The following is a 12328-nucleotide window of genomic DNA, read 5'->3' on the forward strand; positions in this document are numbered from 1 at the left end:
TGACGCTTTCTTTTCCAAGTCGTTCCCCTGGCGGTGCTGTTGGATGGCAATTGGGTGCGTATAATGGCGCCACGCTTCACTGCCTAAGGACGCCATCATGACCGTACGTACCCGTATCGCGCCGTCGCCCACGGGAGACCCCCACGTCGGCACGGCCTATATTGCCCTGTTCAACCTCTGCTTTGCCCGTCAGCACGGCGGTCAGTTCATTCTGCGCATCGAAGATACCGACCGTGAACGCTCCACGCCTGAATCCGAACAGATGATCCTCGATTCGCTCAAGTGGTTGGGGCTCGAGTGGGACGAAGGCCCGGATGTCGGCGGCCCGCATGGCCCCTACCGCCAGAGCGAGCGAGGCGATATCTACGCCAAGCACGCCCAGCAGCTACTCGACGCAGGACACGCCTTCAAGTGCTACCGCACGAGCGAAGAGCTCGATTCACTGCGTGAAGAGCGTAAAGCGGCCGGGCTACACCTAGCGCTCAAGCCTGCGGACCTAGCGCTGGACAAAGACGAGCAGGCGCGTCGCGAGGCGGAAAACTGGCCGTTCGTCGTGCGTATGAACGTACCCAGCGAAGGTGTTTGCGTCGTCGAAGACATGCTGCGCGGACGTATCGAAGTGGAGTGGGCGCAGGTCGACGCTCAAATTCTGCTCAAATCCGATGGCATGCCGACCTATCACTTGGCCAACGTCGTCGATGACCATCTAATGGGGATCACCCATGTGCTGCGTGGCGAAGAGTGGATCAACTCGGCACCCAAGCACCAACTGCTGTATGAGTACTTCGGCTGGGAGATGCCTGCGCTTTGTCACATGCCGCTTCTGCGCAACCCCGATAAGTCGAAGCTCTCCAAGCGTAAGAACCCGACGTCGATCAACTACTACCGTCGCATGGGCTATTTGCCTCAGGCGGTGACCAACTATCTGGGCCGTATGGGTTGGTCGATGCCGGATGAGCGCGAGAAGTTCTCGCTGACCGAAATGATGCAGGCGTTCGACATTCAGCGCGTCTCGCTTGGCGGGCCGGTCTTCGATCTTGAAAAGCTAACCTGGCTCAATGGGGTCTACATTCGCGAAGACCTCGACGATGCCGCTTTCGTACGCGCGCTACGTGATTGGGCCTTCAATGATGCCTACGTCAACCAGATCGTGCCCGAGGTGCGCCCGCGGGTGGAAACGCTCTCCCAGGTGATTCCGCTGGCAGGGCACTTCTTCTCCGGCATGCCGAACATCGAAGAGGCGGATTTCGAGGCGATCAAGCTGGACAAGGAGACGCTGGTCAAGCTGCTTCAGTTCCTCGTTTGGCGCTTCGAAGGCGTGCCTGCCTGGAGCAAGGATAACCTGCTAGAAGAAGTGAAGACGCTGGCGGCCCACTTCGAGCTTAAGATGAAGCTCTTCCTGGCGCCCGTGTTCATCGCCATTACCGGTGCCAGCGCCAGTACTTCGGTCATGGATGCCATGGTCATCCTAGGCTCCGACATGACGCGCGCGCGGCTACGTCACGCTCTCGACGTGCTGGGCGGTGTATCCAAGAAGCAGGCCAAGCGTTTCGAGAAGGAGTACCGCGAGCTATAATCAGGTCAACGTCAGCGCTGAACGGCGCTGGCGTTGCCCAGAGTTTGCCGAATTCTTGTTGACTTAGCCAAAGCGAATCAGTAATATACGCTCCGTCTTCACGACATAGGGGCCTTAGCTCAGCTGGGAGAGCGCAACACTGGCAGTGTTGAGGTCAGCGGTTCGATCCCGCTAGGCTCCACCACATCACATCCGTGATGTTTTCTTTGCGTCCCATTCGTCTAGTGGTCTAGGACACCGCCCTTTCACGGCGGGAACAGGGGTTCGAACCCCCTATGGGACGCCATCTCCTGCGGGCCTCGTTCTCCTCTATTTTTCATCGTTTGATAACGATTCCTCTTCTTATTGTCAATGCTGTGGCCTGGGTATTTTTAACCCCTTTTAGGCTTTTTGGCACTTGACTTGTCCACTTTTGCGGTTCTTTCGAAAGAGTTGTGCACAACCATCGCGCGTTCGTGTAGAAAAATTCCATATCTTCTTATTTTGTTTAAAATCAATAAGTTATATTAGATCAAAAAATGACCAATCTAACTCAAAGCCCCTCCCTATGGCGATTCCGAGACGTTTTCTAGTGGTTGTGAACAGGCTTATCCACAGATCGTGTGGAAAACCCTCAAACGCGCTTCTGAGCCCTGTAGGAGCCCTTGAGATCAAGCAATGAAGAGCAATGTGGTTGGGCTTGGGAAGAATGAAAAAGGCCGCCTGAGAAGGCGGCCTGAGGCGATATGACTTGATCGAGGGCTCAAGAGCAGAAGGTGTGCGCCTCTGCTCTTGAGCCGGGCGACTTACTTCTTGGGGTAGTCGCGCTGATCGTGGCCGATGTACAGCTGGCGTGGACGACCGATCTTGTAGCTTTCGCTGAGCATTTCGTGCCAGTGTGAGATCCAGCCGATGGTGCGTGAAACGGCGAAGATCACGGTGAACATGTTGGTCGGAATGCCCATCGCCTTGAGAATGATGCCGGAGTAGAAGTCGACATTGGGGTAGAGCTTGCGTTCGACGAAGTACTCGTCTTCCAGTGCGATCTGTTCCAGGCGTTTGGCAATCTTGAGCTGTGGATCGTCGGAGAGACCGAGCTCGGCCAGGACCTCGTCGCAGGTCTCTTTCATGACCTTGGCGCGGGGGTCGAAGTTGCGATAGACGCGGTGTCCAAAGCCCATCAGCTTGAACGGATCGTTCTTGTCTTTTGCCTTATCGATGAAGCGCTGGATGTTCTCTTCGGACTCATCACCGATTTCGTCGAGCATGGCCAAAACGGCTTCGTTGGCGCCGCCGTGGGCCGGGCCCCAAAGTGCGGCAATGCCGGCGCTAATGCAGGCAAAGGGGTTGGCGCCGGTGGAGCCGGCCAGACGCACGGTAGAGGTCGAGGCGTTCTGCTCGTGGTCGGCGTGGAGCATGAAGATGCGGTCCATCGCTTTGGCGTAGACCGGGTTGATCTTGTACTCCTCGCAGGGATTGCTGAACATCATGTAGAGGAAGTTCTCTGCATAGCTCAGATCGTTACGCGGATAGTTGAACGGCTGGCCTACGTTGTACTTGTAGGACATCGCGGCGATCGTCGGCATCTTGGCGATCAAGCGCACGGCGCTGATGACGCGATCTTCCTCTTTGGTGATGTCCATGTGGTCATGGTAGAACGCGGCCAGGCCGCCGACGACGCCGCACAAAATCGACATCGGGTGGGCGTCACGCCGGAAACCCTTGAAGAAGTTGTTGATCTGGTCGTGAACCATGGTGTGGTTACGAATACGGGCGTTGAAGTCGGCGTATTCTTCATCGTTCGGCAACTCGCCAAACAGCAGGGTGTAACACAGCTCGACGAAGTTGGACTCTTTAGCGAGTTGGTCGATGGGGTAACCGCGATGGAGCAGTACGCCCTTGCCGCCATCGATATAGGTGATGGCGGACTGGCATGAAGAGGTGGCCATGAAGCCGGGGTCGTAGGTGAACAGGCCTTCGGCGCCCAAGCCACGAACGTCGATGACGTCGGGTCCCAGAGTGCCGGAATACATGGGTAGCTCGATCGATTTGTCCAGACCGTCTACCGTCAATGTCGCTTTCCTGTCAGCCATGCTGGCCTCCTTTCGAATTCGATGTATGACGCAAAAGTCGTTGTTTCGTATACCGCGCCGGCAAAAAGGCTTGCCCACTATAGAAGCGTGCAACTTTTTGTCAATTAGCCTGATCGTTGCGCAGAGTTGTACATGATATTTCGGATAGAGTGTTGTTGTTATAGGCTTGTGCAAGGTGTGCAAGCGGGTATCGTGTTGACAATCAACTGGTTAACAGGCTTATCAAAAGGTAGCCTGTACTCACTATAGCGATGCTGCAGCGCAAAATCGACCAAAATGGTCGACAATTCGTCTTCGCCATTGGTCGAGTTAAATTTGAGTTTGGTTTGTCAGCGCGGTCGAAGGTTCTTATAATCTTGGCGCGCGACCGGCCGGATAGGTGGTCGTGCCAGACTTGGCAACGGCCGAGCCCCTTCCAGCAACCACCGCCCGCTCGGGCCATGCCCGACCTGTCGCAGAGCGGGCCAAGAGAGTGTGTATAACGCCGTGAATAGCAAACGACCCGTAAACCTCGATCTAACTACGATACATTTCCCACTCCCGGCCCTGACCTCGATCACGCACCGCATCACCGGTGTCATCCTGTTCGTTGGCTTGATCTTCGCTTTTTGGGCGCTGAGCAAGTCGCTATCTTCACCGGCGGGCTTCGAAACCGTAAGCGACGTGTTGGCCAACAACATTTTGGCCAAGCTGGTCGCTTGGGGATTGCTGTCGGCACTGGCATTCCACTTCGTTGCAGGTATCAAGCACCTGCTGATGGATGCCGATATCGGCGTCACCTTGGAAGGTAGCGTGAAGAAGGCGCAGATCACCGTCGTCGTGAGCGCCGTATTAATCATTCTGGCAGGAGTCTGGGTATGGTAACCAACATTACCAGTTTTGGTCGTAGTGGGCTGTCCGACTGGCTCATGCAGCGCGTTTCCGCCGTAGTGCTGGCACTCTACGCGGTTTTCATCGTGGCTTACCTGCTGTTCAACCCGGACCTCGACTACTACACCTGGAGCGGCCTGTTCGCTCAGACGTGGATGCGGATTTTCTCACTGCTGGCCTTCATCTCCATGGCGGCGCACGCCTGGATCGGCCTGTGGACCGTGACCACCGATTACCTTAAGCCAACTCACCTGCGGGTAGGTGCCCAGACCGTCATTATTCTGGCCATCTTCGTTTTCCTGGTGTGGGGCATTCAAATTCTGTGGGGAGCTTGATACATGTCTAACCTTCGTAGCCTAACGTTTGACGCCATCATCATCGGTGGCGGTGGCTCCGGTTTGCGCGCGGCGCTCGAGCTTGCCAAATCGGGCAAGAAGACCGCTGTGCTCTCCAAGGTCTTTCCCACGCGCTCCCACACGGTCTCCGCTCAGGGTGGTATTACCTGCGCCATCGCTTCCGCCGATCCGAACGACGATTGGCGCTGGCACATGTACGACACGGTTAAGGGCGGCGACTACATCGCCGACCAGGACGCCGCCGAATACATGTGCTCCGAAGGCCCTAAGGCGGTTTTCGAGCTCGAACATATGGGTCTGCCGTTTTCGCGTTTCGACAATGGCCGTATCTATCAGCGCCCCTTCGGCGGTCAGTCGAAGAACTTCGGTGAAGGCGGTCAGGCGGCGCGTACCTGCGCGGCGGCAGACCGTACCGGCCACGCGCTGCTGCATACCCTTTACCAGAACAACCTGAAGAACAACACCACTTTCCTCAACGAGTGGTACGCGGTGGATCTGGTCAAAAACGCCAACAACGATGTCGTGGGCTGTATCGCCATGTGCATCGAAACCGGCGAAGTCGTCCATGTGAAATCTAAGGCAACCGTATTGGCCACCGGCGGCGCCGGGCGTATCTATGCCTCTACTACCAACGCCTTGATCAATACCGGCGACGGCATCGGTATGGCCCTGCGTGCGGGCTTCCCGATGCAGGATATGGAAATGTGGCAGTTCCACCCAACCGGCATCTATGGCGCCGGTACGCTGGTGACCGAGGGCTGTCGGGGTGAGGGTGGCTATCTAATCAACAAGGACGGCGAGCGTTTCATGGAGCGCTATGCGCCCAACGCCAAAGACCTTGCTGGTCGCGACGTTGTCGCCCGCTCCATGGTCATGGAGATTCTCGAAGGTCGCGGCTGTGGCGACAAAGGCGATCACGTCTTCCTCAAGCTCGATCACCTGGGTGAGGAAGTGCTGGGCAAGCGTCTGCCGGGCATCGTCGAGCTATCCAAGACGTTTGCGCACGTCGATCCGGCCAAGGATCCGATCCCAGTCGTGCCGACCTGCCACTACATGATGGGCGGCGTGCCGACCAACGTGCACGGTCAGGCCATCATGCAGGACGAGAACGGCAACGATCAGATCATCAACGGCCTGTTCGCCTGTGGCGAAGCGGCCTGCGTATCGGTACACGGGGCCAATCGCCTGGGCGGTAACTCACTGCTCGATCTTGTGGTCTTCGGCCGCGCTGCGGGTATCTTCATCGAAGGCGCGCTGAACGAAGGTATCAACTACCTCGATGCCTCCGAGTCCGATATCGAATTCGCCATGAAGCGTATGTCGCGCTGGAACGAATCCGAAGGCGGCGAGAGCGTGCCGGCGCTTAAGGCCGAACTGCAAGACATCATGCAGAATTCTTTTGGCGTATTCCGCGAAGAGAAGAACATGGTAGAGGGCGTACAGAAACTGGCCGAACTGCGCGAGCGCGTGGCCAACGCCCACCTGCCAGACAAGTCGAACGCCTTCAACACTGCGCGTGTGGAAGCGTTGGAGCTGGACAACCTGATGGAAGTGGCAGAAGCGACGGCGATCGCTGCCCTCGAGCGTAAGGAGAGCCGTGGTGCTCACTCGCGTTACGACTATCCGGACCGTGATGATGTCAACTGGCTGAAGCACTCGCTCTACTTCCCGGCAACCAAAGAGCTGAAGAAGCGCGACGTCAACTTCAAACCGAAAACCGTCGACACCTTCGAGCCCAAGGTTCGTACCTACTAACCGCTGCACTCACGAGAGGGAGTCACTATGTCCAATCTTCAGGTGTCCGTCTATCGCTACAACCCGGAAACCGACTCCGCGCCTTACATGCAGGAGTTTCAGGTCGATACCAAAGGGCGTGATCTGATGGTTCTGGATGTTCTGCACTTGATGAAAGAGCAGGACAGCGGCCTGGCTTATCGTCGCAGCTGCCGTGAAGGCGTCTGCGGTTCCGACGGCATGAACATGAACGGCAAGAACGGCTTGGCCTGCATCACGCCGCTGTCTGACGTGGTCAAGGGCGGCAAGCTGACCCTGCGCCCGCTACCGGGCCTACCCGTCATTCGCGACATGGTCGTCGACATGGGAATGTTCTATAAGCAGTACGAGCGCATTCAGCCGTATCTGCAGAACGAAACCCCGGCGCCCGCCATCGAGCGCCTACAGTCGCCGGAAGACCGCGACAAGCTCGACGGTCTCTACGAGTGCATTCTATGCGCTTGCTGTTCGACCTCGTGCCCGTCGTTTTGGTGGAACCCGGACAAGTTCGTTGGCCCGGCGGGGCTGTTGCAGTCCTACCGCTTCCTGGCCGATTCACGCGATACCGCGACCCGTGAGCGCTTGAGCGAACTCGAAGATCCGTTCTCGCTGTTCCGCTGCCGCGGCATCATGAACTGCGTTGCGGTGTGTCCGAAAGGCCTCAACCCGACGCGGGCAATCGGCAAGATTCGCGAGATGCTGTTGGCCGACGCGACCTAAGTCGATGGTCTAAATCAAGGAAGTAGAGATAAAAAGCAAACGTCATACAGCTTGAGTGCCAAAGCTACTTAAATCTGGGCGTTTCGCTTGCTATCATAGGGGCTGTCAGGTGATGCGACATTGCGTCACATCGCTTGATCAGCCACGTTTAAAAGCCGGTGCCGAGCGTACCGGCTTTTGAGCATGAGCTGAGTGGGTCGCTTTGAGCCAAAGCGGCTACGCTAGAATACGAGTTAGGCGTGCGCGTTTTAATCCACCGCTTGCGGTTGAAAATTAGCCCGCTGCACGCAATGAAATAAAGCGTTAGATGAAATAAAGAGCTAGAAGGGTTGCCGGCGTTTGGTCGGTGCCGCCGGCCAAAGTTTTGCCCCGCCGGCAGGGCAATAGCGATGTCATTGCGCGTTGCAATGACGCCGATACCACCCCCATCAGTGCAGGGTGACCGAGAGATGCAACAAGGCATAATGGAGTTGATGTGGCGTTCCTCTCACGTTAGTGGTGGCAATGTTCACTACGTGGAAGCGCTTTACGAGCAGTACCTCGCCGATCCCGATGCTGTCCCCACCGAGTGGCGCGACTATTTCGATCAGTTGCCCCGTCCTGAGGGCAGTGCCTCCCACGATGTTCCGCTAAGCCCGGTCCGTGAACAGTTCTACCAGTTGGGGCGTGAAAGCCGCCCCGGTCGTGTAGCTGCCGCTGCCGACAGCGGTGAGAACAAGAAGCAGGTCAAGGTTCTTCAACTGATCAACGCCTACCGCTTCCGTGGCCATCAGAAGGCTAATATCGATCCGCTGGGCCTGCGTAATCCCACCCCCGTTCCCGACCTAGACTTATCGTTCCACCAGCTCTCCAAGAGCGATCTGGATACTGAATTCCAGACAGGCTCTTTCTTCCTAGGGATCGATAAGGCGCCGCTGCGTGATATCGTCGATGCGCTGGAGCAGACGTATTGCCGCTCCATCGGCTGCGAAATCATGCATATCGTCGACACCGAAGAGAAACGCTGGCTGCAGCGCCGCTTCGAGTCCGTGCGCAGCGCTCCAACGTTTAGCGATGATGTGCGTAAACACATTCTCGAGCGTTTATCGGCGGCCGAGGGGCTGGAGAGCTATCTGGCGTCGAAGTACCCGGGTACCAAGCGGTTTGGCCTCGAGGGCGGTGAAGCTTTCATTCCCATGGTTGACGAGCTGATCCAGCGTGCGGGTGGCTACGGCACCAAAGAAGTCGTTATCGGCATGGCTCACCGCGGCCGCCTCAACCTATTGGTCAACATTCTGGGTAAGAGCCCGGCCGAATTGATCGATGAGTTCGATGGTAAGAAGATCATCGAGCGCGGCTCCGGTGACGTGAAGTATCACCAAGGCTTCAGTTCCAACGTCATGACGCCCGGTGGTGAAGTACACCTGGCGCTTTCGTTCAACCCCTCGCATCTGGAAATCGTCGCGCCCGTGGTCGAAGGCTCGGTGCGCGCCCGCCAGGATCGACGTAACGATCCCGATGGCGAGAAGGTACTGCCGATCAACGTTCACGGCGATGCCTCCTTCGCCGGTCAGGGCGTGGTCATGGAGACGTTCCAAATGTCTCAGACCCGTGCGTACAAGACCGGTGGCACGGTACATATCGTGATCAACAACCAGGTGGGCTTCACTACCTCCAACCCCCTGGATTCGCGTTCGACCGAGTACTGTACCGATATCGCCAAGATGGTTCAGGCGCCGATTTTTCACGTTAACGGCGACGATCCGGACGCGGTGATCCACGCCACTCAAGTGGCGCTCGACTACCGTCAGCAGTTCAAGAAAGATGTCGTCATCGATCTGGTGTGCTACCGCCGTCGCGGCCACAACGAAGCCGACGAGCCCTCCGGCACCCAGCCGATGATGTACGCTAAAATCAAGGATCACCCCTCTTCGCGTACGCTCTACGCCGAGCGTTTGGTCGCCCAAAAAGTGCTCTCGGAAGAGGACGCCAAGGCGCTGGCCGAAAATTATCGCGACGATCTGGTCGCGGGTAACCACGTAGCCAACGCGCTGGTCCTCGAGCCCAATAAATCGCTGTTCGTCGATTGGGCGCCGTATCTCGGTCACGAGTGGACCGGCGATGCCGACACCACCTTCGATATGAAACGCCTGCAGCAGCTGGCAGCGAAGATGTGTGAGATTCCAGACGGTGTCGAAGTGCAGCGTCAGGTCGCCAAGATCTACGAAGACCGCCGCAAGATGCAGGCGGGCGGCATGGCCATGAATTGGGGCTTCGCCGAAACCCTGGCGTATGCCACACTGCTCGAACAGGGTCACCCGATCCGTATTACCGGTCAGGACGTTGGTCGCGGCACCTTCTCCCACCGTCATGCGGTGGTGCACAACCAGAAGGATGGCTCGACCTACGTACCGCTGCAGAACATGGCCGATGGTCAGCCGAGCTTCACCATCCATGACTCCTTCCTCTCCGAGGAAGCCGTGTTGGCCTTTGAGTACGGTTACTCCACTACCGCACCTAACGACCTGGTCATCTGGGAAGCGCAGTTCGGTGACTTCTTCAACGGTGCACAGGTGGTGGTCGATCAGTTCATCTCCTCAGGTGAAACCAAATGGGGCCGCCTGTGTGGTTTGACCATGCTGCTACCACACGGCTACGAAGGTCAGGGCCCCGAGCACTCTTCGGCGCGCCTGGAGCGCTTCCTACAGCTGTGCGCTGAGAACAACATGCAGGTGTGCGTACCCACGACCCCGGCGCAGATCTATCACCTGCTGCGTCGCCAGGTCATTCGTCCGCTGCGCAAACCGCTCGTGGTCATGTCACCCAAGTCGCTGCTGCGTCACAAGGAAGCGACATCGAGCCTGGACGAACTGGCCTACGGCAAGTTCCACATGGTACTTGGCGATCAGGCGGAGCTCGCGGCCGAAGAAGTCACGCGGGTGATTCTGTGCGCTGGCAAGGTCTACTACGACCTGGCGGCTTGGCGTGCGGAGAACGAGCGCAGCGATACCGCTATCGTACGTATCGAACAGCTCTACCCGTTCCCCAAAGAGGAGCTTTTCGAAGCTCTCAGCGGCTACGCCAACGTCGAAGACGTGGTCTGGTGTCAGGAAGAGCCGCTCAACCAGGGCGCTTGGTATTCGAGCCAGCACCACATGCGTGCCGTGGTCGACATGCTCAAGGATGGCCTGGGACGCGATCTGAAATTTGCCGGACGCCCGGCGTCAGCAGCACCCGCGGCCGGCTACATGTCCGTCCATACCGAACAGCAGCGCCAGCTGGTGGAAGACGCCTTCAACCTGTAAGCGACCACCGGACCTAGAGAATACATAAGGAAACGACATGGCTACTGAGATCAAAGCGCCAACCTTTCCAGAATCCGTTGCCGAAGGCACGGTCGCCGCATGGCACAAGAAGCCTGGCGATAGCGTCGAGCGTGACGAGCTGATCGTTGAAATCGAGACCGACAAGGTCGTGCTCGAAGTGGTCGCGCCGGAAGCCGGTACCCTGACCGATGTCATGGCCGAAGAGGGCGATACCGTCGAGTCCGAGCAGATTCTCGGCAAAATCGGCGAAGGTAGCGCCTCCAGCAGCGACAAGAAAGAAGCCTCTTCCGACAGCGATGAGAAAGCCGCCAAAGAAGACAAAGGTGAAGCCAAAGAGGAGAAGGGTGACGCCAAGGCAAGCGCCAGCGCATCCGGCAAGCGCCACGAGGTAAAAGCACCGACCTTCCCGGAGTCGATCCAGGAAGGCACCGTGGCGACCTGGCACAAGAAGGTCGGCGAAGCGGTCAAGCGCGATGAAGTACTGGCCGATATCGAGACCGATAAAGTCGTGCTCGAAGTCGTAGCCCCCGCTGACGGCGCCTTGGCCGAGATCAAAGCCGAGGAAGGCAGCCAGGTCGAGTCCGAGGCGGTACTTGCGGTGTTCACCGAAGGCGGTGGCAGCGAGGCCAGCACGGCGGCGGATAAAGAGCCTGCCTCTTCTGCTGACGATGGCGCCAGCGATGAAAAGATCGGCGACAAGATCGTGGCCCCGGCTGCGCGTAAGCTGATCGCCGAGCACGATCTTGACGTAGCCAAGATCGAAGGCACCGGTAAAGGCGGACGCGTTCTCAAAGAAGACGTTCAGCGTGCGGTCAAAGAGGGCTCTGCCAAGAAAGGGGCGGCGAAAGCGGCCGCGCCGAGCAAAGCCGCTGCTGCACCTGCCGCTGAAGGCGAGCGCGCCGAGAAGCGCGTGCCCATGAGCCGCCTGCGCCAAACCATCGCCAAGCGCCTGGTCCAAGCTCAGCAAACGGCCGCCATGCTCACCACCTACAACGAGGTGGACATGGGCGCGGTGATGTCGCTGCGTGCACAGTACAAGGACACCTTCCAGAAGGCTCACGATACCAAGCTCGGCTTCATGGGCTTCTTCGTCAAAGCGGCCTCTGAAGCGCTCAAGCGCTTCCCGGACGTCAACGCTTCCATCGACGGCACCGAGATCGTCTACCACGGCTATCAGGACATCGGTGTGGCCGTTTCCACGCCGCGCGGCCTGGTCGTTCCGGTACTGCGCGACACCGATAGCATGAAGATCGCCGACGTCGAGAAGACCATCGTCGACTTCGGTAAGCGCGCGCGTGACGGCAAGCTCGGCATCGATGAGATGCAGGGCGGCACCTTCACCATCACCAACGGCGGTATCTTCGGTTCGCTGATGTCGACGCCGATCATCAATCCGCCGCAAACGGCCATCCTGGGGATGCACAAGATCCAGGAGCGCCCCATGGCGGTCAACGGTAAGGTCGAGATTCGCCCGATGATGTACCTGGCGCTCTCTTACGACCACCGCATGATCGATGGCAAAGACGCGGTTCAGTTCCTGGTCACCATCAAGGAACTGCTGGAAGATCCGGCCCGCCTGCTGCTGGACGTCTGATGCCTGCCGGGGTCGCCTAAGCGGCTCCGGTGCGAAAAGACTCGGTGCGAAAAGACAAGTGC

Annotated in this window: 8 protein-coding genes and 2 tRNA genes; 9 read left to right on the forward strand and 1 reads right to left on the reverse strand. The window is 58.0% G+C overall.

Going from position 1 to position 12328, the window contains the following annotated elements; genetic code table 11:
* Positions 1 to 97 precede the first annotated feature (97 nt).
* The 3 genes from gltX to LLY24_RS05940 all read left to right on the forward strand — a co-directional run bounded on the left by gltX (position 98) and on the right by LLY24_RS05940 (position 1862).
* Positions 98 to 1576, forward strand: coding sequence for a glutamate--tRNA ligase (gltX, locus tag LLY24_RS05930; protein ID WP_259035365.1), 1479 nt, complete (start codon positions 98 to 100; stop codon positions 1574 to 1576).
* Between the two features lie 108 nt (positions 1577 to 1684).
* A tRNA-Ala gene (locus tag LLY24_RS05935) sits at positions 1685 to 1760 on the forward strand.
* 26 nt (positions 1761 to 1786) lie between these two features.
* A tRNA-Glu gene (locus LLY24_RS05940) sits at positions 1787 to 1862 on the forward strand.
* 499 nt (positions 1863 to 2361) lie between these two features.
* Here LLY24_RS05940 and gltA read toward each other — a convergent pair.
* Entirely contained in the window at positions 2362 to 3648 is a 1287-nt protein-coding gene (gene gltA / locus LLY24_RS05945) for a citrate synthase (RefSeq protein WP_259035366.1), read from the reverse strand.
* A gap of 486 nt (positions 3649 to 4134) precedes the next feature.
* Here gltA and sdhC point away from each other — a divergent pair, with 486 nt between their 5' ends.
* The 6 genes from sdhC to odhB all read left to right on the forward strand — a co-directional run bounded on the left by sdhC (position 4135) and on the right by odhB (position 12266).
* Positions 4135 to 4512, forward strand: coding sequence for a succinate dehydrogenase, cytochrome b556 subunit (sdhC, locus tag LLY24_RS05950; protein ID WP_259035367.1), 378 nt, complete (start codon positions 4135 to 4137; stop codon positions 4510 to 4512).
* Positions 4506 to 4853 carry a succinate dehydrogenase, hydrophobic membrane anchor protein gene (gene sdhD, locus LLY24_RS05955; RefSeq protein WP_259035368.1) on the forward strand — a complete coding sequence of 116 codons (348 nt, stop codon included), beginning with the start codon at positions 4506 to 4508 and terminating at the stop codon, positions 4851 to 4853. Before sdhC ends, sdhD begins: the two co-directional genes overlap by 7 nt.
* A gap of 3 nt (positions 4854 to 4856) precedes the next feature.
* Positions 4857 to 6629 carry a succinate dehydrogenase flavoprotein subunit gene (gene sdhA / locus LLY24_RS05960; RefSeq protein WP_259035369.1) on the forward strand — a complete coding sequence of 591 codons (1773 nt, stop codon included), beginning with the start codon at positions 4857 to 4859 and terminating at the stop codon, positions 6627 to 6629.
* A 27-nt stretch (positions 6630 to 6656) separates the two neighbouring features.
* Complete coding sequence (locus tag LLY24_RS05965; RefSeq protein WP_259035370.1) at positions 6657 to 7367, forward strand: succinate dehydrogenase iron-sulfur subunit; 711 nt, start codon at positions 6657 to 6659, stop codon at positions 7365 to 7367.
* 449 nt (positions 7368 to 7816) lie between these two features.
* The gene (locus LLY24_RS05970) at positions 7817 to 10651 is read left to right on the forward strand and encodes a 2-oxoglutarate dehydrogenase E1 component (protein ID WP_259035371.1); all 2835 of its coding nucleotides are present in this window, start codon (positions 7817 to 7819) and stop codon (positions 10649 to 10651) included.
* 37 nt (positions 10652 to 10688) lie between these two features.
* Entirely contained in the window at positions 10689 to 12266 is a 1578-nt protein-coding gene (gene odhB / locus LLY24_RS05975; RefSeq protein WP_259035372.1) for a 2-oxoglutarate dehydrogenase complex dihydrolipoyllysine-residue succinyltransferase, read from the forward strand.
* Positions 12267 to 12328: the final 62 nt, after the last annotated feature.

The sequence above is a fragment of the Halomonas dongshanensis genome (assembly GCF_024790395.1).
Classification (GTDB): domain Bacteria; phylum Pseudomonadota; class Gammaproteobacteria; order Pseudomonadales; family Halomonadaceae; genus Vreelandella; species Vreelandella dongshanensis.